Here is a 26,424-nt window from a genome sequence, read left to right as displayed (position 1 = left end):
TCCCCCGCTTAGTTAGTCGGTCCGATCAACATACCACCATTGACCTTTTTCAAACTTGAAGTTCGCCACTTCATGATGCTGTTTTAGCTGGCCCCCTTGGCGATAGAGCGCGACAAATTCAACCAAGCCTTTACTACCTAGTTTGCGTGATTGCGCGACGTTCAGTGCTAACCATGTACACTCATCATTCCATTGTTGGATGGCGGCGCTATCTTCAGGACGGGTTGATGGGTGCCAGCTAGCTAAGATGAAAGCCACATTTTTGGTGGCGTGAGCGGTGTAACGCGCGCGCATTAGTTGTTCAGGGTGGCGGGCTAACTTTGCTGAAAGATGAATAGCGGCACAGCAATCCTTGGTTTTGAGGTTACTGCCGCAAGGGCACAGATTGATTTTCACGCGTATCCTTCGTTGGACGATATCTGAGCCCAGCATAAGAGTCTTGAACAGGATGTCAATTGCACTATCAATAGTCGCTATCGGTCACGTGTCCGCGTACAATTGCCGCGTTAAATAGTGGTCACAAGATGGGATAGTAGAATGGGGTTCGTTGTTGCTCGGGTGAGTTGTTTGGCGTTAGTCGTAGTGTCTTTAGTTGGTTGTGGTAAGCCCGGAACAACAGGCGCTAAACAACCCTTCACATCAACTGATGTCAGTCGGACTTGCGATCCCGAAGTGCTTAAGCCGTTGCTAGATGATTACTTTGAAGGCACCAAGGCTCTCTATCCGATGTGGGCCACCGCTATTGGCGATCATCGATTTAATGATCGTTTCGCTGATGGTTTATCCGATAGCTGGCTCGAGCAGCGTCATCAACTCAATGAGTCATCATTGAAGCGGGCGCAGAAAATGAACACGAGTTGTTGGCCACAATCGCAGCAGTTGGTATTGGCTGAATTTATCCGTCAGCGTCAAATCAACTTGGTGGCAGAAACCTTCCCTGAGCGATTTTTGCCGCTTGATCAATTCAATAATCCCTATTCAGGACTGATTCAGTACGCCTCGGGAAAAGCCGCACAGCCGTTTAACACGGTTGCTGATTTCGACGATTTCCTCGCTCGAGCCCAATCGTTTAGAGTCTGGGTTGATTTAGCGATCGATCGCATGAACGAAGGCATCGACAGTGACGTCACACTGCCGCAAGTATTAGCGCTGCGCGCCATCGAACAAATCCGCCGAACTTTGGCGATGCCGAAGTCAGAAAGCCCGTTATGGGGCGCTTTGCCGTTAGCTTTGACCACTGAAGTATGGGATGCCAGCGAGCGCCAGCAAATCAAAGCGAGTTTTAGTCAAGCGATAGATGACAATATTGTCCCGGGTCTTGAGTTGTTGGCGGATTACTTAGAACAACAATACCTGCCACACACTCGAGCGTCAGATGGTTATTGGGGGCTGCCGAATGGCCGCTTGTGGTACAAGCAATATGTCAATGAATTTGCCGATGACAGCCGTTCTGTCGAGCAAATCCACCAGTTGGGGTTATCAGAAGTCGCTCGCATTCATCGCGAGATGCGACAGGTTGGCGAACGACTAGGGCTAGGTAGCGATTTAACCGAAATATTTTCCGCGATGACTAGCGATGATGCTCAGTACTTTAGCAATGGCAACGATTTGGTCTTGGCTTACCAACAAATTAAGCAACGAATCAATCCTCTTTTGGATGACTACTTTGCTACGCAGCCGGCGCAAGATTACCAGATTCATCAAGTACCAGCTTACCGAGCAGCGAATGAAGCCGGGGCCAGCTATTTGATGGGCAGCCGTGATGGCAGTCGACCAGGTATTTTTTACATCAATACTCATAACTTAAGAGCACAACCGAAATGGGGCATGATGACCTTGTCACTCCATGAAGCGTCACCGGGCCACCACTTCCAAATTGCCACTAAGTTGACGCTACCTGTGTTGTCAGATTATCAAAACTATCAAAGCAATGGTGCCTTCGAAGAAGGGTGGGCGCTTTATGCTGAATACTTGGGCATTGAGATGGGGTTGTTTGATGATCCGTACGATTATTTCGGCAAACTCAGTGATGAGCTGTTGCGGGCGATGCGATTAGTCGTCGATACCGGCCTGCACGATAAAGGCTGGAGTCGCGAACAGGCAATCCAATACATGGTCAATAGCTCGCCGTTGGCAAAATCAGATATTGTCGCTGAAGTAGAACGTTATATGGCTTGGCCTGGTCAGGCCGTGAGCTACAAGCTTGGTGAGCAGACCATCTTGCAGCTAAGACGCGATGCCGAACAACAGTTGGGAGCGCAGTTTGATATTCGTGAATTTCATGATGTTTTGCTACGCAACGGCTCGGTCAGTTTGCCGACGTTGCGTAACCAGGTTGAGTTGTGGCTGGCACAGAAAAGTGGCGGATCAGAGTAAGATCCGCTTGTTGTTCTTTTTTACGTGGCGATGGATTTGATCGCAGGCATAGCATCGCTGCTGTGTCGCGTCGCGTTGTAACATATCTAACTCGATTGCTTTCTCGCAATCTGCACAAAATCCATAGAGGCCAAGTTCGGTTTGACACAGGGATGCGTCGACTGCCCGCAGGCGCTTTAGAGTACGATTAATCTCCGGGCATTCTTCATCGGCCAGCAATTCCACAAGCTCGTCGCAGGATAGTGCCTTCAAGTTTGCCAGCACGTTACGGCTCGTTTCTGTTTCGATACTAGTCAACGCCATCGCTAAGTCAGCGATCAGCAGTTGATGCTCGCTCTCTAGAGTCTTTTTAAAGCGCTCAAGTTGCGCTGAATGTTGTTTTGTCACCATTGTTACCCGCCTTAGCCAATCGCGCCGAGTATAGAAAGACGTGATCTTTAGACTTATGACGCATATCAATTGCTCGCCAACTAGTCAGTTGAAATTGAACTTTTGTTGTCCCGGATTAAGATTATTTTGAAGTTTTTTAGTTGCTGGTGAAATTTCTTTCTAGTGGCTAGGGTCTTCTTTGATAACTGGAGAGGCAACGGCACATGCAGCTGGCGCCAATATTAAACATAAAGATAAACGTAGGTACTGTTATGAAACAATTAAACAAAACTTCTGTTGCTGCTGCCGTAGGTGCTGTTGCTGTCGGTTCTGTCATGATGATGCCAGCACAGGCTGAAACTTCACCATTTGGTCTGACTGATCTGGTTGCTGGCTATCAAGTGGCGGCGCCGGAAGGTTCTTGTGGTGGTAAGGACAAGAAAGAAGGTAGCTGTGGCGAAGGTTCTTGTGGTGGTAAAGACAAGAAAGAAGCCAGCTGTGGTGAAGGCTCTTGTGGCGGTAAAGACAAGAAAGAAGGTAGCTGTGGCGAAGGTTCTTGTGGTGGTAAAGACAAGAAAGAAGCCAGCTGTGGTGAAGGTTCTTGTGGCGGCAAAGACAAAAAAGAAGCCAGCTGTGGTGAAGGCGCTTGCGGCGGCAAGTAAATCGCCAACAGTGCTTTGGCAGATGTAAGCTCTTCAGTGTCGGGTAGGAGCATATAAAATATAGCCAGCGAAATGCTGGCTATATTATTACAAGCAGCAGAAAAAAAGAGAGGGTGCGGTGGTTAAATTCAATATGCCAACTGGAGCTGGTTTGGGATTCAAGCGGCGCATGCTTGATGAGGTGATTGCAGACAAGCCTGCGGCCATTGACTTCTTTGAAGTTGCACCAGAAAACTGGATTCCATTTGGTAGCAAGCTCAACAAAAAATTTAAATCGTTGACCGAGCGATACCCTTTCATATGCCATGGATTGTCGTTGTCGATTGGCAGTCTCGATCCGTTAGACGTTGATTTTGTTAAGCAGGTCAAGTGGTTCCTCGATGAACACAATATCGAGATATATTCTGAACATTTGAGTTATTGTAGTGCTGATGGTCACTTGTACGATTTGATGCCGATTCCTTTTACCGAAGAAGCGGTTAACCATGTGGTGAGCAGAATTAAGCAAGTTCAGGATATTACCGAACGTCGGTTTGTGCTGGAAAACGTCTCTTATTATGCTGCTCCCGGCCAGCAATTGGACGAGCTGACCTTTATCAATGCAGTGCTAGAACAAGCAGATTGCGGTCTGTTGCTTGATGTAAACAATATTTACGTCAATTCGATCAACCATGGCTACGATGCCTTGAGTTATCTGAAAGGCCTTCCTTCAGAGCGCATTGTGTATGGCCATATAGCCGGCCATTACAATGAGGATGTCGATCTTATTGTCGATACCCACGGCGCAGATGTTATTGATCCCGTGTGGCAATTGTTACAACAAGCTTATGCTCATCACGGCGTCTTTCCTACGCTGTTGGAACGCGATTTCAATATTCCGCCTTTGCCGGAGCTGTGCACCGAAGTCAGTCAAATCAAACAGTATCAACAGCAAGCATTGTCGGAGATGCCATCATTGCAAGGGACATATGGGAAACAACCAGCATGATTGATTCTGGTGACTATCAGCAACAGCAACGGGCCTTTGCCGCTCATATTCGAGATCCGGATGGCCAACCTGCTCCGGAGGGGATTGAGAGCAGGCGCCTAGCAGTTTATCGGCGCTTGGTGTTTAACAATATTAAAGGCTTTGTCGAAGAGGCGTTTCCGGTGCTTTGGAAACTATGGGGCGACGACAAACTAGAACGTGAAGTCAGTAACTTTATGGTCCAGCATCGATCAGAGTCACCATATTTTATTGATATTGCTGAAGAGTTTTTAGACTACTTGATCCAACAGCGACAACCACAAGCCGATGATCCGGCATTTCTGGTGGAACTGGCCCACTACGAATGGATTGAGTTTGAGGTGGCATTTTGTAGTCCATCGCAGCTCCATAAAACGCTTGCCGAAGGCGTCCCCTCAGCTGACACGCCATTGGCAGTCGCAGACACTGCGCGGGTATTGCAATATCAATTCCCTGTGCACCAGATAAGACCCGATTTTCAACCACAGCAAGCCACTGAACAAGGCGTTTTTTTAGTCGTCTATCGTAATATGGATGATGATGTAAAGTTTTTGGAAATCAACGCAGTAACGGCTCGTTTGTTGCAGTTTGTCAGTGAAGGACCGGGTATTTCGGTAACTGAGTTGGGCGATCAGCTTACGGCTCTGATGCCGCAAGTCCCGAGACAACAAGTGCAGTCGGGCTTGAACGACATATTGGTTGAGTTGGGACAGCGGGGTATTGTCAAACAACGCGTGCAACCTTAATTCATCGTGGTAATACCCTAGTCAAACAGTTGGTCTTCAGGTAGGATGCGCATTCAAAATTATAAGCATTCTTATTTACTAGCTGGAAATTCGGTATGTCTGACGAAAACTACAAAGATCCATACAACCTCAAATACTTCTTGGCGTTCGTTGCTGTACTGGCAATGCCGACGCTAGTTGCAACCCTTACTTGGGTTCGCGTGATTGGTGGCTGGGACTGGCAGAGCTAATCTTTCGCCGGAACAGCACACAGAAAGGGCGCTCATTGGAGCGCCTTTTTTACATCGGTCATCGCTCAAATTAGGATTGCGTCGCTTGGCGATGGGGGCAATCTGTGACACCATTGGCGACTGATTTTTTTCCTGCTTGAGCAAGTTCAGTAACGCGATGAGCGAACAATATTCTTTTATCAAAGCGACGATCCGCGCAATTCCCGATTATCCAAAACCTGGCATTCTTTTTCGCGATGTCACCTCATTATTAGAAAACCCAACGGCCTTTCATCAATCCGTTGAGTTATTGGCCCAGCCTTTTCGAGATAAAGGTTACACCAAAGTCATTGGTACCGAAGCTCGGGGCTTTTTGTTTGGTGCGCCGGTTGCTCTAGCCTTGGGATTGGGCTTTGTTCCGGTTCGCAAGCCAGGTAAATTGCCTTGTGAAACCATTAGTCAAAGCTATCAACTTGAATATGGTGAAGACACCTTAGAAATTCATCGAGGTGCCGTTGGGCCGGGCGATAAGGTATTGCTGGTCGATGACTTGTTGGCCACTGGCGGCACCATTGAAGCGACCACTCATTTGGCCCGAGAGCTCGGTGCTGAGGTAGCAGAAGCGGCATTTGTTATCGCACTACCTGATTTGGGTGGTATCGAACGATTGGCAAAAATTGGCGTTAAGTCCCATTACTTGTGTGCATTTGACGGCGATTAACGACTAAAGGATAAGTCATGAGTTATCAGGTGTTGGCCCGTAAATGGCGGCCGGCTAAGTTTTCTGAGGTAGTAGGGCAGCAGCACGTGGTTCAGGCATTGACTAATGCCATGGAATCCGGCCGGTTGCACCATGCATACCTTTTGACTGGCACGCGCGGTGTCGGCAAAACCACTTTGGGGCGGATCTTAGCTAAGAGCTTAAACTGTGAGGAAGGCCAATCGGCTGAACCTTGCGGTGTCTGCAGTGTTTGCCAAGAGATTGATCAAGGTCGCTTCGTCGATTTGATTGAAATCGATGCAGCATCTCGTACCAAGGTTGAAGACACTCGCGAAATTCTTGATAACGTTCAATACCGGCCAACACGAGGTAAGTACAAGGTTTATTTGATTGACGAGGTGCACATGTTATCTCGCCACTCATTCAATGCCTTGTTGAAAACCCTTGAAGAACCACCTCCACACGTTAAGTTTCTGCTCGCAACGACCGATCCGCAAAAACTGCCAGTGACGATATTGTCGCGTTGCTTGCAGTTCAACTTGAAGGCCATGACGGTCGAGCAAATTATCGGCCAGCTGCAATTCGTTTTGGGCCAAGAACACATCGAATACGAGATGCTGGCGGTGGAACAAATTGCACGGGCTGCCCAAGGTAGTATGCGTGACGCGCTGAGTCTCACCGATCAAGCGATCGCTCATGGTCAGGGACAGCTGTCAGATGCGCAAGTGACGGCAATGCTAGGCCTAATTGACCGCGATTATGTCCGAGCCCTAGTCAATGGTTTGATGGCTGGCAGCGCAGAGACCCTAATGGAGCAGGTCGCTGTAGTCGCAGGCTTTGCCCCAGATTACGACAAGCTACTCAGTTCGCTGCAAAGTTTGGTTCATCGAGCGTCGCTGGCGGCGCTGGCGCCTTCAGCGATAGCTGATCATGAACCGGAGCGCGAGTTACTGCAGGATTTAGTAAACCATTGGGCGCCTGAGCAATTACAGCTGGCGTATCAGATATTGTTGCAAGGCCGTCGAGATTTACCGTTTGCTCCTGATGGACGCAGTGGTCTGGAAATGGTTTTGCTTAGAATTCTAATGTTCCGACCGATGCAGCAAATTGATTTGCCCAAACATCAGGTCGTGGTGGCGCCGACGGTCGAGCCGATCGCAGAGCCGAATTCGGCTTCGGAGGCGCGACCAAAAGAAGCGAACGATACGGTGGCTGCTGAGCAATCTGTTGCACCATCTCCATCTGCTGCGCCAGCGACAGTGCCTGCGGCATTGGATATAGTCGAAGACGATCAAAGCAGCGAATCCGCCGCAACAATGCCAGTTTCAAAAACCGAATCGCAAAGTGCTGAAGAACAAGTCCCGCCACATGTGGCCAATGAAACGGCGACTCTGGAAGAGGGTGAGGCGGACAGCCAGGCTGATTTGAACGAACAGTCATTGCACGCGCCGGCATTAGAAAATGATGTTGTTAAGCAACAAAACCAAATAGAACCAGAGGTTTCCTCTGACTCAGATATTGCGGTTGATGACCAGCAACGGCCTATGCATCCTGCGCCGCTCGACTCAGCGCAGCCGGACGATATGTTTGGTTCTGAGTTGGTCGATCTGGCCAACCTGGAAGCTCAACAGGCGTATGTCATGGAAATGGCTGAAGACCAAGGGTTTAATCCGCCAACAGAGGCGCCAAGTTACGAGCAGCAAACTGAGGTTGAGCAACCACAACGCTCAGTTCCAGTGTCGCGGCAGCCAGAACCTGAAACTGTCGCCGAAGCCTCGAGTGCAACGGATTCAGGCAATGACTTGCAAGCGCCGCCTTCTGGCATCAGTGCCATGTTGTCGGCCCGCAATCAACTGCGCAGTCAAATTAAAAAGCTCGAATCGGACCGTTCTACTGGGGGGGCAACCCCGGCAAAAAAGCCTGAAGCCGCTGAATTATCGGCGGATGAGGATACATCGCCGCAGCCGCTCGCTGAAACAAACCATGAGGCCGCTGCCAAGATCAGTGAGGCTGGCGAGCCAGCCGCCAAGGTCAGTGATGACGCTGCCAATACGGCTAGCGAATTCGATTCTCCGATTGAACCAGAAGCCACTCAGGTTGAGCCGTCTAATGAGCAATATGACAGTGACGCGCCCTTAGCGGCCGCGGCATCAGCACAACAAGCGGTTGAGCCAGATAGCCCTCAAGTCACTGCTGCACCCGGTGAAGCAGGCAAAGGACAAGTCAAAAGTTGGTGGGAACAGTTAATTGATACTTTGGGGTTTGATGCCTTGAAACGTCAATTGGCTTTGGATTGTGTGTTAGAGCCAGTTGCAGATGGTTATTGCTTGCGCGTTCCGACTAAAGCGAAACACTTAGCCAGCGATGCCAATATCAATATTTTGCTTGAACGGATCCACAGTTATGTGGGTCTTAGTACCGTGATTGATGTGGTCCACGAGGCAAGTATTGAAGCGGAAACACCTCGGCAAGCGCAAGGCCGCAGGGCCGAGGAGCGACAAATGGAAGCTGAGCAGACGATTGCCAACGATCCAATTGTTAGACAATTGCAAGATACCTTTGACGCCATCGTTGACCAAGATACAATTAGGCCAATTTGAAAGGCCATTAACTGGCGTCTTCAATAGTAAAGTTTTCAAATAGCGAGAGTTGATATGTTTAAAGGTGGAATGGGCAATATGATGAAGCAAGCGCAGCAGATGCAAGAGCGCATGCAAAAAGCCCAGGAAGAAATAGCTCAATTGGAAGTCACTGGCGAAGCTGGTGCGGGCTTAGTTAAGGTTACTATGACCGGCAGCCACGGTGTTCGCCGTGTTGAGATCGATGATAGCCTGATGGAAGATGACAAAGATATGCTCGAAGACTTGATAGCCGCCGCTTGTAATGATGCTGCGCGTCGTGTCGAAGATGAATCGAAGAAGCGTATGGCTGATGTCACCGGCGGCATGCAATTGCCTCCAGGTATGAAAATGCCATTCTAAGATGTTCACATCATTCAATAAAAAAGGTCGCTTCGCGGCCTTTTTTATTGCTAGTAGCCATGACCCTAGTGTATAAATTTCAGCGCTGAAGAATGAATGTGGTGAAAACCCACAACTGTACCCGCAACTGTGTTTTATCGGCCAGCCATGTGGCAGCGATAATCAGTCAGATCGCCTTCGGTAAATCCTCCGTATTCATTGTCCAAGCGGGAACACTTGGTTCATCAACGATGAGCTTTTGGTGCTTTTGGGGCATCTTTTCAACCTGCAGCGACACGAGAGTAGTTATGTCACGACACGCTGCAAATTATGCATTCGACGTTGAAAATGTAAGTTGGGGTCAGGACCAAAATCTGATTCTGAAAAACATCAACGCGAAAATTGCCAGTCATCGATTTACCGGCATTATTGGCCCTAATGGCGCAGGCAAAACATCATTGCTTCGTTGTCTCAGCGGTTTTTATACTCCAGAAATCGGCTCGGTGTCTTTACTGGGAAAAGACATCGCGAGTTGGTCGAGCAGCGAGCGAGCCCGAAAATTGGCGGTGGTGACGCAACAAGCTGATGTTGATCCAAGCTGGACGGTCGAACAGTTGATCGCCACAGGCTTGATTCCTTACAAGCGCTGGTTTCAAGCCAACAACGCTGCAGATCATGATCTGATGAGCTCGATTCTTAATCAGGTTGGTCTCGCCGACAAACGACAACGTCCCTTGTCGACGCTGAGTGGCGGCGAGTTGCAACGAGCACTTATTGCCAAAGCCTTGGTGCAAAAACCGCAATGCTTATTGCTCGATGAGCCAACCAACCACCTTGACTCGCAATATCAACTGACCTTGATGAAGTGGATTAAACAGCTGGACATTTCAGTGATCGCAAGTGTTCATGACATCAACATGGCGGCGCGCTTCTGCGATGATTTGTTAATGCTCAAACATGGCTGCTTATTGGCTTTTGGTGCGGTCGAAGAAGTGTTTACCTGCACTAATTTAACGGCTTTGTTTGACCACCCCGTGCGTGTCGATCGGCACCCATTTACAGATGCTTTGTGGATGAATTTCGTTGAGCAGGAGCGTGGATGTGATCAATAAAGTTGTCGCGCTCGTATCTGTGAGCTTAATCATACTAGTTGGTGCCAGTTTGTTTGGCGCCAGCACCATGGATCTCAGAGAGGTTATAGCGTCTTTGCAAGCCAATGGCCAAAGCGCCATGGGCGCGACGTCCTGGTTAATCTTGACCGAGGTTAGGTTACCTCGCGTACTGTTGGCGTTCTTTGTCGGTGCTGGTTTAGCCCTCAGTGGCAGTGTGTTACAGCGGATCAGCCGCAATCCACTGGCCGATCCATATTTGTTTGGGATCGTTGCCGGAGCAGGTTTGGGGGCGGTGGTAGGGCACATCGTCGCTAGCTGGCTTGGGCTAGAAATTGCCATTCAGGTACTCGCCTTCGCCGGTGCAATGGCTGTCGCTCTGAGTGTCTTCGCCCTGATGCATTGGCAAGGGTGGCAATATATCGAGCGGATGCTGTTGGCAGGGGTTGCGATGTCGTTTTTGTGCACTGCAATCACTAGCTTTCTGCTTTATTTGCAAAGTCCACATGCTGCCAACCGGGTGTTGTTTTGGCTTATGGGCTCACTGGCTACGGCCGATTGGCGCGCCGTTGCGATGATCGCGCCGTTGGTAGTGGTGGCAACTATTGTTTGTTTTGCTGCTGCGCGATTGCTCGATGCGGTGCAATTGAACGATGATGCTATCCATGCCTTGGGGATTCGATTAGTAAGGTTGCGATTGATACTGATGGCGCTGGTCGCTTTGGTGACCGCAATTATCGTGGCTTTTTGTGGCGGTATTGGTTTTGTCGGTTTGATGATCCCCCATCTAGTGCGCGTCATCTTGGGTAGTAACACGACCTTGCAAATTCTAGGGTGCGTTTTGATTGGTGGCAGCTATCTAGTGCTGGTCGATGCTATCGCCAGAACGACGTTGCCGTATCAAGAAGTACCGATCGGTGTCGTGACTGCAGCCATTGGTAGCGTGTTCTTTCTCGCCATGATGGGTCGGGCGAAACGTGCCTAGGCTCTGCACGATGAGTAAACAATTTCTTAGTTTTAATCACGGGATAGCAATGACGACAGATAGCAATGATAACCATCAAAAACGCCAGCAAAAGCTGAAACAGACGGTCGATTCACGGATTGCCGCTGCAACGGAAGACAAAGGGTTGTTGCTTGTCATAACCGGCAATGGTAAAGGCAAGTCGACTGCTGGATTTGGCGTGGTTACTCGCGCCGTTGGTCATGGTATGAGCGCGGCAGTGGTGCAATTTATCAAGGGCCAATGGGAGTGTGGCGAACGTAACTTGCTGCAGCAACACGGCGTTGATTTTCACGTCATGGCATCTGGCTTTACTTGGGAAACTCAAAACCGAGAAGAAGATATCAAACATGCCGAGATTGCCTGGCAAGCAGCGCAGCAGTGGCTGTCCGATCCATCGATTGATGTGGTACTGCTTGATGAGTTGACCTACATGCTGAGCTACAAGTATCTCGATTTAGAACAAGTAATCGCCGCGCTTGAGAGTCGACCAGCACATCAACATGTAGTGATCACAGGCCGGGCTTGCCATCGTCGGATTATTGAAATGGCTGATACCGTCAGTGAAGTTCAATCGGTCAAACATGCCTTTGATTCGGGTATTAAAGTGCAAAAAGGAATTGACTGGTAGGGGCTATGGCGCCAATTAGCGGCGCCACTATTGGCGAATAGCGTTAAGCCAAGCCATTGCTTGCTCGACATCATTGAAGAATTGATGCTCAACGCCGGAGGCAAGGTAAGCTTTACCAAACTGTTCGGTGATAAGTGATTGTCCTTGTGGGTTGGAAAGCACCACTGCACATGCCATCAAACCTCTTGATTTGCGCTCCTTGAGTGATTTGACAAAGACGCTCTCGGAATCCGGTGTCATCAAGCATAGCTGGTATAAAACGACAAGTTGATACCAAGCGCCTTGACTTTCGAGCTCGGCGACACAAGTTTCCAATGCCTCTGTATATTCGGTTACCAACTCTTTATTAAAAGGGCCTTTGCCGTCGATATGGAGCACATTCGATTCAACATGAATTTTATAATGGCCGTGTGCTTCAAACTTCATCAACTTCCGCCGTCGGTTGTTGCAATCTTGGTGTCGTTAGATTGTATGGAAGCTTGCCGACATACTGGTCTAATGAGCCAAGTGACTTAAACAAAAAAGCTCCCTTGTGGGAGCTTCTTCAAGTTATCGGCCGTTGCCGATTATGCCAGTTCGTCCACCGCAACTTTGTAGTTGGGATCTTCGAGAAGGTTAACTTCTACTAGGGTACCAGCGCGCTTAAGTAACTTCCGACACTCTGGTGATACGTGGCGCAAATGCAAGGTCTTGCCCGCAGCTGAGTAGCGTTCAGCCACGGTATCAATTGCTTCAATGGCGGAATGGTCACAAACGCGTGAATGCTTAAACTCAATAACGACGTCACTAGGGTCTGATTTTGGATCAAACAAGTCTTTAAAGTCTGACACCGAGCTAAAGAACAGTGGACCACTCAACTCGTAGACCTTCCAGCCCTGTTTATCAGTGTAGGTACTAGCACGAATATGCTTAGCATGCTCCCAAGCAAATACCAGCGCTGAGACGATAACACCAACCACAACAGCGACGGCCAAATCTGTCACTACGGTAACACCCGACACCAATACCAGTACAAACGCATCATGGCGAGGAATACGGCGCATAATACGGAAACTTGACCATTCGAAGGTGCCAATAACGACCATGAACATGACACCAGTGAGTGCGGCAATTGGAATTTGTTCAATCAATGGTGAGGCAAACAGAATAAACGACAGCAGGAATAGGGCGGCGGCGATACCAGACAGCCGACCTCGGCCACCGGCATTGACGTTAATCATCGACTGGCCAATCATGGCACAGCCACCCATGCCACCAAAGAAACCGGTGACGATGTTCGCCGCGCCTTGAGCCATACATTCTTTGTTGCCGCGCCCACGAGTTTCGGTCATTTCATCGATCACGGTGAGGGTTAGCAGCGATTCAATCAATCCAATGGCGGCAAAAATGATTGAATAGGGTGCGATGAACAATAGGGTTTCGAGGTTGAAAGCAACTAGCGGTACAGAGAAATCAGGCAAGCCACCAGCAATCGATGCCAAGTCACCAACGCGCTTGGTATCAATATCAAGACCGATTACCAACAAACTACAAACGACAATTGCGGCCAGTGCAGAGGGAATGGCTTTGGTGAGCTTTGGAAGGCCCCAAGTAATCAACATGGTTAAGCCAATTAATCCGGCCATCCAGAACATCGCCATGCCACTCAGCCAATCACCTGATACCCAACCCCACTTGCCTTCTGGCGTCAAGCTTTGCAGCTGAGGTAATTGGGCGAGGAAAATTACGATGGCGAGTCCATTGACGAAACCTAGCATCACTGGGTGTGGCACAATACGAATGAACTTACCCAGCTTCAATGCGCCAGCGGCAAACTGAATGAACCCCATGAGAATGACCGCTGCGAACAAGTACTGAACACCCGCACCATCGCCAAACTGACGTTCAGCCTGGGCAACAAGCGCAACCATAACGACTGCAAGGGCACCAGTTGCACCAGAAATCATCCCTGGGCGGCCACCGAAGACTGCAGTGACCAAGCCGACCATAAAGGCAGCATACAAACCCACTAGCGGGTGAACGCCAGCGATAAAGGCGAAAGCAACAGCTTCCGGAACGAGCGCCAGTGCGACGGTTAAGCCGGATAGAATGTCCGATTTAGCGTTCGCCTGATGCCTTAAAACAAGTTGAAATAACATGGCTTCGAATATTGATGGGGGTCACATTTTGGCGCGTATGCTAGCAGATTGTGATCAAGATTGGAAAAATTGATCAGGCCATCAGTATAGCAGCAGCGAATGCTAACGCTGTGATCAGCGAGTATTGTGCGGTTTTGGCTAGTACAATATTTAACTCACCAGCGTCACTTTGGTGTAACAAGCGAGTTAGTCGCATTGCCAACGGCATAGTCACTGCGCCAGCTGTTAGCCAGTGCCAGGGCGCCAAACCTAAACCCCATGCGATGCAACTAACGATAGCTGGCGTCATCACCAACAGGCTAAACAATTGCTCACTGTGCCGGCGGCCTAAGCGAACGGCCAACGTTAACTTGTTAGCTTGTTGGTCGGTATCAATGTCGCGAGTGTTGTTCACCAGCATAATTGCGCTAATGGGCGCCCCGACGATACATGCTTGCCACCAGGCGACGTCAAGTAACTCACCAGTAAACAAATAGCTACCACCAACGACTGCGACTAAGCCAAAGAATACAAATACTGTGACTTCGCCAAGACCATGACTGGCGAGCGGCAATGGCCCGCCACTATAGGCCAGAGCGGCGAGGATGCAAAGTATTCCCAAAGATACGAATGGCAGGCCGCCAGCGACAATCAGCGGTATACCGGCAATGATACTCACCAGAGTCGCCAAGCAGATGCCAATAACCATACCGCGCTCGCTGATCAAGCCAGATTGAGTTGCACGGATAGGGCCCTTGCGTTCGGCGGTATCAACGCCAGACTTGGCATCAAAGTAATCGTTGGCAAAGTTCACCAACACCTGTAACGCCAACGCACAAACAAAGGCCAGAGCAATCAGGTCGTAATCTGGTGTCGCGCTATGGCTAACAGCTATAGCCGCAGCAACCGCAATAGGCGCGATTGCCGCCGGTAGCGTTTTGGGTCGCATGGCGAGCAACCATGCGTTGAATTGACCAGGCGTTGATTTGTTGGACATAAACTAAGAAGACTAATTAGAAAATGCGCATGCCTGGGGTAGCACCACTATCAGGACTCAAAATCCAAATGTCTTTGCCACCAGGGCCTGCTGCGCAAACCATACCTTCAGACATACCAAACTTCATCTTGCGTGGCGCTAGGTTAGCAACCATCACCGTGAGGCGGCCTTCTAATTCTTCAGGGGCATAGGCTGATTTAATGCCGGCAAAAACCTGACGGTTTTCAATGCCGATATCGAGGGTCAGTTTAAGAAGCTTCTTGGCACCTTCGACGTGTTCGGCTTTGACAATTTTGGCAACGCGCAAATCGACCTTAGCGAAATCATCAAACTGAATTTCATCAGCAATTGGATCAAAGTCAGTTGCTGCTTCCACAACTGGTTCTTGCTTGGCGGGTTCAGCCGCTACCAAGTTATCTTTTGATGCTTCGACCATGGCATTGATTTTGTCCATTTCAACACGTTGCATCAGCGCTTTGAATTTGCTGATGTCATGACCAGTTAATAACGACTTGTGACTGTCCCATGTCAACGTGTCGTTTAGGAAGGCTTCAGAGTTAACTGCTGTTGCTGGCAATACAGGTTTCAAGTACACCATCAAAATGCGGAACAAGTTGATACCCATGGAGCAAACTTGGTGGGCCAACTCTTGCTTACCTTCTTCCTTGATCAACTGCCAAGGCGCCATGTCGGCAATATAGCCATTAGCTTTATCGGCCAAGGCCATGATTTCGCGAATCGCTTTACCGAACTCACGTTGTTCATACAAGTTCGCAATGCTGTCGCCTGCCGATGTAAATTCTGCTGCTAAATCAGTATCTAAAATGGTGTCACTTAACTTGCCTTCAAATCGCTTGGTGATAAAACCAGCACATCGGGATGCAATATTAATTACCTTACCCACTAAATCAGAGTTCACTCGCTGAGCAAAGTCCTCTAAGTTCAAATCCAAGTCATCAATGCGACTAGATAGCTTAGCGGCGTAGTAATAACGCAGATACTCAGGGTTGAGGTGGTCAAGGTAAGTCCGGGCTTTAATAAAGGTGCCCCGTGATTTTGACATCTTGGCGCCATTCACGGTGACATAACCATGGGCGTAGACCGCATTAGGTTTGCGATAGCCAGCACCTTCGAGCATCGCAGGCCAGAACAAACTATGGAAATAGATGATGTCCTTGCCAATAAAGTGGTACACCTCAGCATTAGAGCTTGGCGCCCAATAGTCATCAAAATTTAGACCGTCGGTTTTATCACAAAGGGCTTTAAAGCTGGCTAGATAACCAATGGGTGCATCAAGCCAAACGTAAAAGTATTTGCCCGGCGCATCAGGGATCTCAAAACCAAAGTAGGGCGCATCGCGGCTGATATCCCATTGCTGTAAGCCTTGTTCAAACCACTCGGCAAGCTTGTTGGACATTTCGCTTTGCAAATGGCCCGATTGAGTCCATTGCTGCAACATGTCAGCGAATGCTGGCAAGTCAAAGAAGTAGTGCTCTGAGTCACGTAGCTCTGGCGTTGCACCCGATACCGCTGACACAGGATTTTTCAGATCAGTTGGGCTATAGGTTGCGCCACAGTTATCACAGTTATCGCCGTTTTGGTCTTCGGCACCACACTTTGGACACTCGCCTTTAACAAAGCGGTCCGGGAGGAACATTTGTTTCTCGGGATCGAACAGCTGACTAATGGTCTTGGTCTTAATATGACCGGCATCGCGCAGCGCAATATAGATTCCCTGAGCCAGTTCGCGGTTCTCGTCACTATGAGTGCTGTGGTAATGGTGAAAGTCCACCATAAAGTCCGCGAAGTCTTGTTGATGCTCTTTGGCTGTTTCAGCGATTAACTGCTCTGGGCTGATACCCATTTGCTGGGCTTTGAGCATAATCGGTGTGCCGTGGGCGTCGTCGGCACAAACATACGTACAATTGTGACCACGGAGGTTTTGGAAACGAACCCAGATATCAGTCTGGATATACTCCAACATGTGACCTAAGTGAATGGGGCCATTAGCATACGGCAGCGCGGAAGTGACCAAAATGTCGCGAACGGTGTTTGTCATCTGAATTGGGACTTAATTTTGAGTTTAACGAAAGAACGCGAATGGTAACTCAGGTTAGGCTAGTAACTCCACCGAAACAGGGCAATTGAAATTTGATTTGCCGCGAAATTGCGCCGTTTTGGCATATTGATGGCGCCGAGCCGCAGTGTTGAACTCATCAGCTGTGCTTGGCGTAACAACAGCGAGTGTGCCACTATTTGCCACAGTTATTTGTCACAAGCACGCCTGTGATGCCAAAACGGTCTATTAAATGTCTGATTTTCAAAATGCTTTAATCCAAATTGTGGAGCCTGTGTCGGGCCTGCCTCTGGCCGAACTCTGTTTGGCCATCGAGGTCGTCGAAACGTCAACGTCAATTGACGTGCAATTAGTCATGCCGTTCCCCAATCAAGGGCTTTGGCAGCGATTGTCAGCCCAAGACCAGCAAACTCTCGAACACCTTGCAGCAGGAAAAACCATTCATTTCGATATTAGCCATGATATTGATGCCAAGGTTGGAGAGCGATTGCCAAGCCTGCAAAAGGTTAAACACATTATTGCCGTGTCCAGCGGTAAAGGTGGGGTGGGTAAGTCAACCACAGCGGTTAACTTGGCTTTGGCGCTGCAACAAGAGGGTGCCAAGGTGGCACTGTTGGATGCCGACATTTATGGCCCCTCATTACCATTGATGCTTGGCTGCGAGGGGCAAACGCCGGGATTGCCTGATGGCCAGAAAATGATGATCCCGATCAGTGCTCATGGATTGGTGGTCAATTCCGTTGGTTTTTTGGTGGCGGCGGACACCGCCACGGTGTGGCGTGGGCCAATGGCTGCAGGCGTGTTACAACAATTACTCCGCGATACCATCTGGGGGGAAGTCGACTATCTGGTGGTCGACATGCCGCCCGGTACTGGTGATATTCAATTAACACTGGCGCAAGTGGTGCCAGTATCTGCGGCGGTGATTGTTACCACACCGCAAACCATCGCTTTAGCCGACGCGGTCAAAGGCATAGCGATGTATCAAAAAGTTGATGTGCCGGTTGCCGGAGTCATTGAAAACATGAGTTTTCACGCCTGTACCAACTGTGGTCATCATGATTACTTGTTTGGTAAAGATGGTGGCAAGCGGATCGCTGACTTATACGATGTACCGCTGCTCGGAGCGCTACCTCTTGATCGGCAAATCGGTGATGATGTCGATGCAGGTACACCAACAGTCGTTGCCCAGCCAGATTCATTGCTGGCTCAAAGCTACCGCCACGCAGCCGTTGCAACGGCATTTCAGCTGTGGCTTGGCAATAGTGAACAGCCAGAGCCGGTGGCGATTGATATCTCCGATGATTGATCCAAATTAGTAATTTTGCTGCCGGTAGATGATCTTGGCGCGACATGCGCATACACTACGCGCAAAATTGACAGCTGTAATAATTGATTGAGAGCCCCATGAGACTGAATGACGTCCAAATCGAACAAGCCTTGGAAAGCGGTAGAATTTCCATTGAGCCACGACCGGCGCGCGAAATGATTAGTGGCGTCAGTCTCGATGTTCGGCTCGGTAATACCTTTCGGGTGTTTCAAGACCACACCGCGCCGTACATTGATCTCAGCGGTCAACGTGAGGAAGTGGAAGCGGCACTCAATGCGGTCATGAGCGATGAGATTTACATTGAGGATGGTGATGCATTCTTTCTTCATCCCGGTGAGCTGGCATTGGCAGTGACCCATGAGTCGGTGACATTACCAGCAGATATTGTTGGTTGGCTTGATGGCCGTTCTTCGTTGGCTCGCTTAGGGCTTATGGTTCATGTTACGGCGCATCGAATTGACCCAGGTTGGTCTGGCCGCATCGTGTTGGAGTTTATGAACAGCGGTAAGTTACCGTTGGCGCTGCGACCGAAAATGAAAATCGGCGCGCTTAACTTCGAACAATTAGAGTTTGCTGCTGAGCGTCCTTACAACAAACGCGCTGATGCTAAATATCGCGATCAGCAATCCGCCGTTGCCAGTCGCATCAGCGAAGATGGAAAACGCTAATCCAGCGCATCGACTTGCCATCATCATGCGCGGCTTACCCGGCTCTGGGAAATCGCGTTTAGCTCGTCAGTGGTGGCAGCAGCACGCCGCGCAATATCGCAGCGAACAGATCATTTGCAGTACCGATGATTATTTTCAACAGGGCACCAAGTATGTATTTCAGCCTGAGTTGCTGCCGAAATATCACGCCCTGAATTTGGTCAAGTTTATTGATGGCTTACAAGCCGGCTATCCGTTGGTCATTTGCGACAATACCAACATGGCGGCGTGGGAATACCTGCCATATCAACGGGCAGCGCAAGCCTTAGGCTATCAAGTTAAACGAATACTGGTCGGTGACCCGCGCAATATTGGCCAACAACAGCAATGTGCTAGAGCCAATCGGCATCAAGTTACGCTGGACGTCATTGAGCAAATGGCGGCGAATTTTGAAGCCGACCAAGACAAGCCTTTCAATCCCTGGTAAATCGACTAAACACTCAAAATCATTATTTCAACGCGAATATTTGCATCCCAGCTAGTCTATACACTTGAATATTGCTTGTTATGGCTACATATTGCATGGCGATAACGGTATAGACACCGCTGGAACAGTACAGAAAAACTGTAACTAATCCCTTACAACCCGCGCGAATAAAGGAATGTCGTTGTTTAGCAAAACAAGCTTGGCATTCTTTGCCTGAATTCCTGTATACTTGCGCGCAAATTTAGGCTCATGACCAACTGAGTAAGACAATGGCTGATTTAGAAAAGTACAGAAACATCGGTATTTTTGCCCACGTAGATGCGGGTAAAACTACTTCTACAGAACGTATTTTGAAACTGACCGGTAAGATCCACAAAACCGGTGAAGTGCACGATGGTGCAGCAACTACTGACTTCATGGAACAGGAAGCTGAGCGTGGTATTACCATTCAGTCAGCTGCGACTACCTGTTTCTGGAAAGACCACCGTTTAAACATCATCGATACCCCAGGTCACGTTGACTTCACTGTTGAAGTTTATCGTTCTCTGAAAGTTCTTGACGGTGGTGTTGGTGTATTCTGTGGTTCTGGTGGTGTTGAGCCTCAGTCAGAAACCAACTGGCGTTACGCGAACGAATCTGAAGTATCTCGTTTGATCTTCGTAAACAAGTTGGACCGCTTGGGTGCAAACTTCTACCGCGTTGTTGACCAGGTCAAAAACGTTTTGGGTGCCAACCCACTGGTAATGACCTTGCCAATCGGTGAAGAAGACGATTTCGTTGGTGTTGTTGATGTACTAAGCCAAAAAGCTTACGTATGGGATGATTCTGGCCAGCCAGAAAACTATGAAATCACTGATATCCCAGCTGACTTGGTTGACGATGCTGCCGCTTACCGCGAAGAGCTAATCGAAACTGCGGTAGAAATGGACGACGAGTTGATGATGGCGTACATGGAAGGTGAAGAGCCTTCTTTGGAAGACATCAAGCGTTGTATCCGTGAAGGTACTCGTACCATGGCGTTCTTCCCAACTTACTGTGGTTCTGCGTTTAAGAACAAAGGTATTCAGTTGGTTCTGGATGCAGTTGTTGACTACTTGCCAAGCCCAACTGAAGTTGATCCACAAGATTTGACTGACGAAGAAACTGGTGAGCCGACTGGCGAAAAAGCCATCGTATCTGCTGATGAGCCGCTACGTGCGTTGGCGTTCAAAATTATGGACGACCGCTTCGGTGCATTGACCTTTATCCGTATTTACTCAGGTGTATTGAACAAGGGTGACACCATCCTTAACTCTGCAACGGGTAAAACTGAGCGTGTTGGCCGTATGGTGGAGATGCACGCTGATGACCGTACAGAACTGACTACTGCTCAAGCTGGTGACATTATCGCCATCGTTGGTATGAAGAATGTTCAAACTGGTCACACGCTGTGTGATCCGAAGAACCCTTGTACCCTAGAGCCAATGATCTTCCCAGAGCCAGTAATCTCGATTGCTGTTGCGCCGAAGGACAAAGGCTCTGTTGAGAAGATGGGTATTGCTATCGGTAAAATGGTTGCAGAAGATCCATCGTTCCAAGTTGAAACTGACGAAGATTCTGGTGAAACCATCCTTAAAGGCATGGGTGAACTTCACTTAGACATTAAAGTCGACATCTTGAAGCGTACTTACGGTGTTGAGTTGGTTGTTGGTCAGCCTCAGGTTGCTTACCGCGAAACCATCACTCAAGCAGTCGAAGACAGCTACACCCATAAGAAGCAGTCTGGTGGTTCTGGTCAGTTCGGTAAGATTGATTACCGTATCAAGCCAGGTGAGCAAAACTCTGGCTTCAAGTTCGAGTCTACTGTTGTTGGTGGTAACGTTCCTAAGGAATTCTTCCCAGCAATTGAGAAAGGCTTCAAGGTCATGATGGAAGAAGGCCCGCTGGCTGGTTTCCCATTGTTGGACGTTGAGATCGAACTGTTTGATGGTGGCTTCCACGCCGTTGACTCCTCTGCTGTAGCGTTTGAAATTGCAGCAAAAGGTGCATACCGTCAGTCAATGCCAAAAGCTGGCCCACAACTTCTTGAGCCAATCATGAAAGTTGACGTGTTCACTCCAGAAGACCACGTTGGTGACGTAATCGGTGACTTGAACCGTCGTCGCGGCATGATTAAAGACCAAGAAGCTGGCGCTACCGGCGTTCGCATTAAAGGTGACGTACCGCTGTCTGAAATGTTCGGTTACATCGGCCACCTGCGTACCATGACTTCTGGCCGTGGTCAGTTCTCAATGGAATTCAGCCACTACGCCGCATGTCCTGCGAACGTAGCTGAAGCTGTAATTGCTGCTGAGAAAGAGAAGAAAGACAAGAAGTAATCTGACTTCTTCATCTATTCTAAAAAGCCCTGAAGGTTTCCTTCGGGGCTTTTTCTTTTTTTGGGTATAAGCTCAGCGATAGGAGGTTGTTATGAGCGACCAACAAAAACTATTCTCGGTGTCAGACGTCACAACGGAGTTGGCAGAAACGCACGGCCGTTTGGTGATAGAAGGTGTTGGCGAACTAACGTTTATTGGCCCCAATAATGGTGTAATCGATGCGAATCACACCGTGGTATCGCCCAATCATCAGGGACAGGGGATTGCCGGCCTACTGTTCAATGCGCTGATTAGTTTAGCTGAACAGCAACAATGGCAGATTATTCCAAGTTGCAGTTACATTGCCAAAAAACTAGAACGGAGCGACCAGCTTCAACATTTAATCGCCAAGCACAACTAATTCAAACCAAGCCCACGGCAACTTTTGTCAGTGGCTGTTTCAACTTTTTAGCCACAAGCGGTGAAGCCAGCAGGTGATAATAGGGCAGGCCCATGCCAATAGGGTTGGGATACTGTGCCAGATGCTATCGGAGACAATATCAAGCTGCTGAGGGCCGACGTAGTCAAGGCCAATTAGACAAATAAACACCAGCATACCGGCGGTCGTTGCGAATGCCTTGGTGAACGTTACAAGCGGAATAGTGACAACGGCGGAAAGGATCAGCCAAGGCAGCAGGTAGGTTGCCAACTCAGCAATAAAATTGCCAAAGTCGAATCCAAATTGATCAAACAACCAAGCTGGTAACGCCACATCAACAGTGTGATTGGTTAGCAGCATTGCCAACGTTTGTAGCGCAGCTGCGGTAATCAAAACCAATAGCAGGTTGGCGATGTGAGTCATATGCAGGAGTGGGAGTTACAGTGGCTTCTCAAAACAAATGCTGTTTGGATCGTTAACATATTGACCGAATGGGTCGACCTCATGGTAGGCCTCACTCAAGTATAAGCCAATGGCTTCAGGTTGACGGCGTCCGGTCTCAAGCAACATTTTGCTGTAACCCTGGGTACGGCCGATGTCTTCTAAGTGTGCAATAAGTCGACGAGCCAAACCTTTGCCCCGGTAATCAGGCAGCACGTACATGCGCTTCAGCTCAATATCAGTTTTGCTTAGGGGATAAAACGCGCCACAAGCAGCGACTTCTTGGCCGTTGTAAATAATAAGAAATACGCCACCACGGGTAATAAAGTCGTCGATATCAATATCGCGGACTAACTCGTCAGGGTAACGATTATTCACCTCATTCTTGAATTGACGTAGCAGCTCCGTTGCTAACTTCGATGAGGGATCGGATACTTCAAAGCGAAGCTCAGACATGAGTGGTCAAGTCCATTTACAAGTTGCGAAAACAATCGGCCCATAGGTTAATGAGTTTTAAGTTTGGTACAAGCTTATTATTGCGATCTAACCGAGAGTTTTTTGTTTACGCATAAGGATGTGGTTAAAAAACATCAATCAGATGGAATAATCCTTGGGGATTTCTCGTTTATTACCGCTCGAGTCGATGGCAACGTAGGTAAAACAAGCTTCTGTTACCAAGAAGTGCTCGTCAACACCATGCTCTCGCAGTACCGGCTTCACCCAAACTTCTAACGCCAGTGTCATTGAGGTGTTGCCTACTTTTTCAATCTGACCGTAACAGCACACAACATCACCAACTTTTACCGGTTGGATGAACTTCATACTGTTGACGGCGATGGTCGCGGTTCGGCCTTTTGCCACCTCTTTTGCCATGATGCCACCGGCAATATCCATTTGCGACATGATCCAACCGCCAAAAATATCACCATTAGCATTGGTGTCAGCTGGCATTGCCAAGGTACGCAATAGTAGCTCGCCTTGCGGATTGTTGTTGTCCATGATTTTTCCTACTCCATCAAAATTACTGTGAAATATATCACTTTTCATCATGAAGTCATTGTTTTGCTTTGCATCGGCTGCTGCGGCTAAACTACGGGCGAAACATTTTGGGATTTAAAACACGTGAAATCAGACGGTTTAGTTTGCCCTTTGGATGGCGCCAGGTTGTCCTCACAACAAGGTCGACTTTGTTGCTCCAACGGGCATAGTTTCGATCTTGCCAAGCAGGGCTATTGCCACTTACTGCCAGTTCAACAAAAACGCTCGATTGACCCCGGTGATAGTAAAGAAATGGTCAAGGCTCGGCGAGAGTTGCTAGACAGTGGTGCATATCAACCTGTCGCCCAGCAACTACAACAGTATTTGGCGGCATTACCGAGTATCACTCAGCGACCTCTGCGGGTCGCTGATGCCGGTTGCGGCGAAGGCTATTATCTTAGCCAAGTTGCCTCGCAACTAAGCGATGAAGTGGATCTTGATTTCATCGGGTTTGATATTTCCAAGTGGGCGGTTCAAGCAGCAACCAAGCGCAGTAAAGCGATCCGCTGGCTGGTTGCAAGTAGCAAAAACATACCCATTGAAAGCAACTACCTCGATGTCATGCTGTGTATGTTTGGCTTTCCGGTGTTTTCCGAATTTGCTCGGACCCTGTCAGTTGGTGGCAAGTTGCTATTGGTTGATGCCGGACCACAACATTTAGTTGAGCTTCGTTCGATTCTCTATGACGATTTAAAGCCATACAAAGACTGGTGCGCTGAACCTGCGCTAGATGCTGGTTTCGAGCTGTCTGAGCACAAGCCGCTGGCACCATTTAAGGCAAGGTTAACGCAACAGCAAATTCAAACTCTGGCGTTGATGACGCCGCACTTCTTTCGTGCGCCTGCAGCAAACAGATCGAAACTGGCGTCCTTGCAACAGTTGGAAGTAACGTTGGATGTGCAATTTCGACTGTTAACCTTGCTCGACAAGCAATAAGAGCTACCAATGATGAACCAACAAATCTTGTTAATTCGCCATGCCAAATCAAGTTGGCGACACGATGTTGCTGATCATTTACGGCCACTCAATGTCAGAGGCTATCAGGCCTCTGAAACCATGGCCCAGCGTGATATTTTGTTGTCCAGCAAGCCAGACATTATTTTGTGCTCGCCAGCTGTTAGAGCCTACACCACGGCCGGCAGTTTGATTGCTTCAATGCAACTTGAGCCGCGAATCTTGTTGGTTGAACCTAGGCTTTATCCCGGCGATGCCCAAGATATGTTGGCATTGCTAAAACAACGCGACGAATCGGTGATCTGGCTTGTCGGCCACAACCCTAGCATTCATGAGCTCAGTGAAACCTTAGCTGGGCACGAGATTGAGGCCTTCCCAACGCTGGCAGTGGCAAAGTTTGGCATCACTAAAGATGCCAGTGAATTGTTCGAATTTGATTATCCAAAGAATACTTAATTGCTCATTTTAATGGAGTAACACAATGAGAATTGCCCTGATCAGCACCGGGGAAGAAATATTAAATGGCGATATCGTTGACACCAATTCAGCGTGGTTAGCGCAACGGCTGTCCGAAGCAGGCTTGAAACTTAGCTGGCATATTACGGTTGGTGACGATATGTCATCACTGCTTGATGCCTTTCGGTTAGCCTCCGAGCGCAGCGATGCCTGTATTGTCAATGGTGGCTTGGGGCCAACCAGTGATGACTTGAGCGCCGAAGCTGCCGCTAAACTCAATGACGAAGGCTTGCGTGAACTACCTGAGTGGCGCGAAAAGCTTGAACAATATTATGCGCAACTGAATCGTTCGATGCCGGTGTCGAATTTGAAGCAAGCGATGATTCCAGCCTCTGGGCAGATGATCGATAACCCTGTTGGCACTGCATGTGGGTTTGCTATTCGCCATAATCAATGTCGGCTAATGTTCACGCCAGGCGTACCTCATGAATTTAAGCGCATGATTGATGAACAAGTCATCCCATCGCTATTGGCTCAAGCGCAGCAAATAACACCCCAACTGCATCGTTGGTTGACCGTCGGGTTGAGTGAATCGCTACTCGCCGATTTATTGGATGATGTGACGTTGCCGGGCGGGGCAACGCTTGGTTACCGCTCGTCGATGCCAACGATTGAAATCAAATTGAGTGTGCCAGCAAACACTGAAAACGATGTGTTAGAGCAGGTACTAAAGACCATTAGCGACAAACTCGGTGATTACGTCTTTGTTGCTGGTAAAAGCAGTTTGGCGCAGCGTATTCAGGATTTGATGTTAGCAAAGCAGCTCCGTTTGGCCGCCGCAGAGTCCTGTACGGGTGGCATGATTGCCGACTGGTTGGTGGCCGAAGCAGGCTCTTCTGGCTATTTCGACCGTGGCTATGTCACTTACAGTAACGCTGCAAAAATGGCCGACTTAGCCGTTGCCGAGGATCTGTTGGAGCAATTCGGCGCGGTGTCCAAGGAAGTTGCGGGGGCCATGGCTATTGGCGCAGCGGCTGCCAGCGAAGCTGATTATGCGGTATCAACCAGTGGTATTGCCGGGCCAACGGGCGCTACTGCCGATAAACCCGTGGGGACTGTCGCCTTTGCATTAAAAACGCCTACAAACACGTACCGGCAATTATTGATACTGCAAAATCGTGGGCGTTCGATGATTCGAAAACAAAGTGCTGCGATTGCGTTGGATATGCTGCGCCGTCACTTGACCGGAATAGAGGTGTTTGCCAATTACTCTGGCATTCAGCGAGTGGAGAGTGACATGGTTTAATGACAAC

28 protein-coding genes are annotated in these 26,424 nt (G+C 48.9%); 19 read left to right on the top strand and 9 right to left on the bottom strand.

Going from position 1 to position 26,424, the window contains the following annotated elements; translation table 11 throughout:
* Positions 1–12: 12 nt before the first annotated feature.
* A complete protein-coding gene (locus CBE68_RS03960) occupies positions 13–396 on the bottom strand; it encodes a YchJ family protein (protein WP_158100487.1) in 384 nt (127 codons plus the stop codon).
* A gap of 141 nt (positions 397–537) precedes the next feature.
* Here CBE68_RS03960 and CBE68_RS03955 point away from each other — a divergent pair, with 141 nt between their 5' ends.
* The gene (locus CBE68_RS03955) at positions 538–2,376 is read left to right on the top strand and encodes a DUF885 domain-containing protein (protein WP_087504763.1); all 1,839 of its coding nucleotides are present in this window, start codon (positions 538–540) and stop codon (positions 2,374–2,376) included.
* On the opposite strand, the gene CBE68_RS03950 is transcribed toward CBE68_RS03955, so the two are convergent.
* Positions 2,368–2,766 carry a hypothetical protein gene (locus CBE68_RS03950; protein WP_087504762.1) on the bottom strand — a complete coding sequence of 133 codons (399 nt, stop codon included), beginning with the start codon at positions 2,764–2,766 and terminating at the stop codon, positions 2,368–2,370. The genes CBE68_RS03955 and CBE68_RS03950 overlap by 9 nt on opposite strands.
* Before the next feature lie 251 nt (positions 2,767–3,017).
* Between CBE68_RS03950 and CBE68_RS03945 the strand changes: the two genes are divergently transcribed.
* The 10 genes from CBE68_RS03945 (at position 3,018) to cobO (ending at position 11,792) form a co-directional block, all read left to right on the top strand.
* Positions 3,018–3,407, top strand: a complete 390-nt coding sequence (locus CBE68_RS03945; protein WP_087504761.1) for an HvfA family oxazolone/thioamide-modified RiPP metallophore — start codon at positions 3,018–3,020, stop codon at positions 3,405–3,407.
* Between the two features lie 133 nt (positions 3,408–3,540).
* Entirely contained in the window at positions 3,541–4,395 is an 855-nt protein-coding gene (locus CBE68_RS03940; protein ID WP_087504901.1) for an HvfB family MNIO-type RiPP peptide maturase, read from the top strand.
* Positions 4,392–5,159, top strand: a complete 768-nt coding sequence (locus CBE68_RS03935) for an HvfC family RiPP maturation protein (protein WP_087504760.1) — start codon at positions 4,392–4,394, stop codon at positions 5,157–5,159. The genes CBE68_RS03940 and CBE68_RS03935 overlap by 4 nt, the downstream gene beginning before the upstream one ends.
* Before the next feature lie 95 nt (positions 5,160–5,254).
* Positions 5,255–5,389 carry a hypothetical protein gene (locus CBE68_RS18995; protein ID WP_087504759.1) on the top strand — a complete coding sequence of 45 codons (135 nt, stop codon included), beginning with the start codon at positions 5,255–5,257 and terminating at the stop codon, positions 5,387–5,389.
* A 157-nt stretch (positions 5,390–5,546) separates the two neighbouring features.
* Positions 5,547–6,089 (top strand): adenine phosphoribosyltransferase, encoded by a 543-nt coding sequence (gene apt / locus CBE68_RS03925; protein WP_087504758.1) that lies wholly within the window; start codon positions 5,547–5,549, stop codon positions 6,087–6,089.
* Positions 6,090–6,106: 17 nt separating this feature from the next.
* Positions 6,107–8,689, top strand: coding sequence for a DNA polymerase III subunit gamma/tau (gene dnaX, locus CBE68_RS03920; protein ID WP_087504757.1), 2,583 nt, complete (start codon positions 6,107–6,109; stop codon positions 8,687–8,689).
* Between the two features lie 54 nt (positions 8,690–8,743).
* Entirely contained in the window at positions 8,744–9,070 is a 327-nt protein-coding gene (locus CBE68_RS03915) for a YbaB/EbfC family nucleoid-associated protein (protein WP_087504756.1), read from the top strand.
* Positions 9,071–9,357: 287 nt separating this feature from the next.
* Positions 9,358–10,161: an ABC transporter ATP-binding protein gene (locus CBE68_RS03910; protein ID WP_158100486.1), complete on the top strand. Its 804-nt coding sequence runs from the start codon at positions 9,358–9,360 to the stop codon at positions 10,159–10,161.
* Entirely contained in the window at positions 10,151–11,143 is a 993-nt protein-coding gene (locus CBE68_RS03905) for a FecCD family ABC transporter permease (RefSeq protein WP_143824481.1), read from the top strand. Before CBE68_RS03910 ends, CBE68_RS03905 begins: the two co-directional genes overlap by 11 nt.
* 49 nt (positions 11,144–11,192) lie before the next feature.
* A complete protein-coding gene (gene cobO / locus CBE68_RS03900; protein ID WP_087504753.1) occupies positions 11,193–11,792 on the top strand; it encodes a cob(I)yrinic acid a,c-diamide adenosyltransferase in 600 nt (199 codons plus the stop codon).
* A 27-nt stretch (positions 11,793–11,819) separates the two neighbouring features.
* On the opposite strand, the gene CBE68_RS03895 is transcribed toward cobO, so the two are convergent.
* The 4 genes from CBE68_RS03895 to metG all read right to left on the bottom strand — a co-directional run bounded on the left by CBE68_RS03895 (position 11,820) and on the right by metG (position 16,965).
* Positions 11,820–12,218 carry a hypothetical protein gene (locus tag CBE68_RS03895; RefSeq protein ID WP_087504752.1) on the bottom strand — a complete coding sequence of 133 codons (399 nt, stop codon included), beginning with the start codon at positions 12,216–12,218 and terminating at the stop codon, positions 11,820–11,822.
* A gap of 140 nt (positions 12,219–12,358) precedes the next feature.
* The gene (locus tag CBE68_RS03890; protein WP_087504751.1) at positions 12,359–13,930 is read right to left on the bottom strand and encodes a SulP family inorganic anion transporter; all 1,572 of its coding nucleotides are present in this window, start codon (positions 13,928–13,930) and stop codon (positions 12,359–12,361) included.
* Between the two features lie 73 nt (positions 13,931–14,003).
* Complete coding sequence (locus CBE68_RS03885; protein ID WP_087504750.1) at positions 14,004–14,906, bottom strand: 1,4-dihydroxy-2-naphthoate polyprenyltransferase; 903 nt, start codon at positions 14,904–14,906, stop codon at positions 14,004–14,006.
* Positions 14,907–14,922: 16 nt separating this feature from the next.
* On the bottom strand, positions 14,923–16,965 hold the full coding sequence (gene metG / locus CBE68_RS03880) for a methionine--tRNA ligase (protein WP_087504749.1): 2,043 nt from the start codon (positions 16,963–16,965) through the stop codon (positions 14,923–14,925).
* Between the two features lie 250 nt (positions 16,966–17,215).
* Here metG and apbC point away from each other — a divergent pair, with 250 nt between their 5' ends.
* The 5 genes from apbC (at position 17,216) to CBE68_RS03855 (ending at position 22,204) form a co-directional block, all read left to right on the top strand.
* Positions 17,216–18,292, top strand: coding sequence for an iron-sulfur cluster carrier protein ApbC (gene apbC, locus CBE68_RS03875; RefSeq protein WP_087504748.1), 1,077 nt, complete (start codon positions 17,216–17,218; stop codon positions 18,290–18,292).
* Positions 18,293–18,390: 98 nt separating this feature from the next.
* Entirely contained in the window at positions 18,391–18,981 is a 591-nt protein-coding gene (gene dcd / locus CBE68_RS03870) for a dCTP deaminase (RefSeq protein WP_087504747.1), read from the top strand.
* Complete coding sequence (locus CBE68_RS03865; protein ID WP_087504746.1) at positions 18,968–19,447, top strand: ATP-binding protein; 480 nt, start codon at positions 18,968–18,970, stop codon at positions 19,445–19,447. Before dcd ends, CBE68_RS03865 begins: the two co-directional genes overlap by 14 nt.
* A 269-nt stretch (positions 19,448–19,716) precedes the next feature.
* The gene (fusA, locus tag CBE68_RS03860) at positions 19,717–21,804 is read left to right on the top strand and encodes an elongation factor G (protein ID WP_087504745.1); all 2,088 of its coding nucleotides are present in this window, start codon (positions 19,717–19,719) and stop codon (positions 21,802–21,804) included.
* A gap of 91 nt (positions 21,805–21,895) precedes the next feature.
* Positions 21,896–22,204 carry a GNAT family N-acetyltransferase gene (locus CBE68_RS03855; RefSeq protein WP_087504744.1) on the top strand — a complete coding sequence of 103 codons (309 nt, stop codon included), beginning with the start codon at positions 21,896–21,898 and terminating at the stop codon, positions 22,202–22,204.
* Between the two features lie 39 nt (positions 22,205–22,243).
* Here the strand turns inward: CBE68_RS03855 and CBE68_RS03850 are convergent, their stop codons facing one another.
* From CBE68_RS03850 to yciA, 3 genes are all read right to left on the bottom strand, one after another.
* A complete protein-coding gene (locus CBE68_RS03850; protein ID WP_087504743.1) occupies positions 22,244–22,645 on the bottom strand; it encodes a hypothetical protein in 402 nt (133 codons plus the stop codon).
* A gap of 15 nt (positions 22,646–22,660) precedes the next feature.
* Positions 22,661–23,119 (bottom strand): GNAT family N-acetyltransferase, encoded by a 459-nt coding sequence (locus tag CBE68_RS03845; RefSeq protein ID WP_087504742.1) that lies wholly within the window; start codon positions 23,117–23,119, stop codon positions 22,661–22,663.
* A 138-nt stretch (positions 23,120–23,257) separates the two neighbouring features.
* Positions 23,258–23,662 (bottom strand): acyl-CoA thioester hydrolase YciA, encoded by a 405-nt coding sequence (gene yciA, locus CBE68_RS03840; protein WP_087504741.1) that lies wholly within the window; start codon positions 23,660–23,662, stop codon positions 23,258–23,260.
* Between the two features lie 123 nt (positions 23,663–23,785).
* On the opposite strand from yciA, the gene CBE68_RS03835 reads away from it, so the two are divergent.
* Genes CBE68_RS03835 through CBE68_RS03825 form a run of 3 tightly spaced genes read left to right on the top strand, consistent with a single transcriptional unit; the run spans position 23,786 to position 26,417 of the window.
* Positions 23,786–24,637: a putative RNA methyltransferase gene (locus CBE68_RS03835; protein ID WP_087504740.1), complete on the top strand. Its 852-nt coding sequence runs from the start codon at positions 23,786–23,788 to the stop codon at positions 24,635–24,637.
* Between the two features lie 9 nt (positions 24,638–24,646).
* Positions 24,647–25,111, top strand: coding sequence for a SixA phosphatase family protein (locus tag CBE68_RS03830; protein ID WP_087504739.1), 465 nt, complete (start codon positions 24,647–24,649; stop codon positions 25,109–25,111).
* Positions 25,112–25,136: 25 nt separating this feature from the next.
* Complete coding sequence (locus CBE68_RS03825; RefSeq protein ID WP_087504738.1) at positions 25,137–26,417, top strand: CinA family nicotinamide mononucleotide deamidase-related protein; 1,281 nt, start codon at positions 25,137–25,139, stop codon at positions 26,415–26,417.
* Positions 26,418–26,424: the final 7 nt, after the last annotated feature.

This window comes from Neiella marina (genome assembly GCF_002165625.1).
Taxonomy (GTDB): Bacteria; Pseudomonadota; Gammaproteobacteria; order Enterobacterales; family Neiellaceae; genus Neiella; species Neiella marina.
This window is presented reverse-complemented; position numbering and strand designations above follow the sequence as displayed.

Coding starts and splice junctions, on each gene's coding strand:
- CBE68_RS03955 (WP_087504763.1), top strand. CDS start 538: ATGGGGTTCGTTGTTGCTCGGGTGAGTTGTTTGGCGTTAGTCGTAGTG.
- CBE68_RS03950 (WP_087504762.1), bottom strand. CDS start 2,766: ATGGTGACAAAACAACATTCAGCGCAACTTGAGCGCTTTAAAAAGACT.
- CBE68_RS03945 (WP_087504761.1), top strand. CDS start 3,018: ATGAAACAATTAAACAAAACTTCTGTTGCTGCTGCCGTAGGTGCTGTT.
- CBE68_RS03940 (WP_087504901.1), top strand. CDS start 3,541: ATGCCAACTGGAGCTGGTTTGGGATTCAAGCGGCGCATGCTTGATGAG.
- CBE68_RS03935 (WP_087504760.1), top strand. CDS start 4,392: ATGATTGATTCTGGTGACTATCAGCAACAGCAACGGGCCTTTGCCGCT.
- CBE68_RS18995 (WP_087504759.1), top strand. CDS start 5,255: ATGTCTGACGAAAACTACAAAGATCCATACAACCTCAAATACTTCTTG.
- apt (WP_087504758.1), top strand. CDS start 5,547: ATGAGCGAACAATATTCTTTTATCAAAGCGACGATCCGCGCAATTCCC.
- dnaX (WP_087504757.1), top strand. CDS start 6,107: ATGAGTTATCAGGTGTTGGCCCGTAAATGGCGGCCGGCTAAGTTTTCT.
- CBE68_RS03915 (WP_087504756.1), top strand. CDS start 8,744: ATGTTTAAAGGTGGAATGGGCAATATGATGAAGCAAGCGCAGCAGATG.
- CBE68_RS03910 (WP_158100486.1), top strand. CDS start 9,358: ATGTCACGACACGCTGCAAATTATGCATTCGACGTTGAAAATGTAAGT.
- cobO (WP_087504753.1), top strand. CDS start 11,193: ATGACGACAGATAGCAATGATAACCATCAAAAACGCCAGCAAAAGCTG.
- CBE68_RS03895 (WP_087504752.1), bottom strand. CDS start 12,218: ATGAAGTTTGAAGCACACGGCCATTATAAAATTCATGTTGAATCGAAT.
- CBE68_RS03890 (WP_087504751.1), bottom strand. CDS start 13,930: ATGTTATTTCAACTTGTTTTAAGGCATCAGGCGAACGCTAAATCGGAC.
- CBE68_RS03885 (WP_087504750.1), bottom strand. CDS start 14,906: ATGTCCAACAAATCAACGCCTGGTCAATTCAACGCATGGTTGCTCGCC.
- metG (WP_087504749.1), bottom strand. CDS start 16,965: ATGACAAACACCGTTCGCGACATTTTGGTCACTTCCGCGCTGCCGTAT.
- apbC (WP_087504748.1), top strand. CDS start 17,216: ATGTCTGATTTTCAAAATGCTTTAATCCAAATTGTGGAGCCTGTGTCG.
- dcd (WP_087504747.1), top strand. CDS start 18,391: ATGAGACTGAATGACGTCCAAATCGAACAAGCCTTGGAAAGCGGTAGA.
- CBE68_RS03865 (WP_087504746.1), top strand. CDS start 18,968: ATGGAAAACGCTAATCCAGCGCATCGACTTGCCATCATCATGCGCGGC.
- fusA (WP_087504745.1), top strand. CDS start 19,717: ATGGCTGATTTAGAAAAGTACAGAAACATCGGTATTTTTGCCCACGTA.
- CBE68_RS03855 (WP_087504744.1), top strand. CDS start 21,896: ATGAGCGACCAACAAAAACTATTCTCGGTGTCAGACGTCACAACGGAG.
- CBE68_RS03850 (WP_087504743.1), bottom strand. CDS start 22,645: ATGACTCACATCGCCAACCTGCTATTGGTTTTGATTACCGCAGCTGCG.
- CBE68_RS03845 (WP_087504742.1), bottom strand. CDS start 23,119: ATGTCTGAGCTTCGCTTTGAAGTATCCGATCCCTCATCGAAGTTAGCA.
- yciA (WP_087504741.1), bottom strand. CDS start 23,662: ATGGACAACAACAATCCGCAAGGCGAGCTACTATTGCGTACCTTGGCA.
- CBE68_RS03830 (WP_087504739.1), top strand. CDS start 24,647: ATGATGAACCAACAAATCTTGTTAATTCGCCATGCCAAATCAAGTTGG.
- CBE68_RS03825 (WP_087504738.1), top strand. CDS start 25,137: ATGAGAATTGCCCTGATCAGCACCGGGGAAGAAATATTAAATGGCGAT.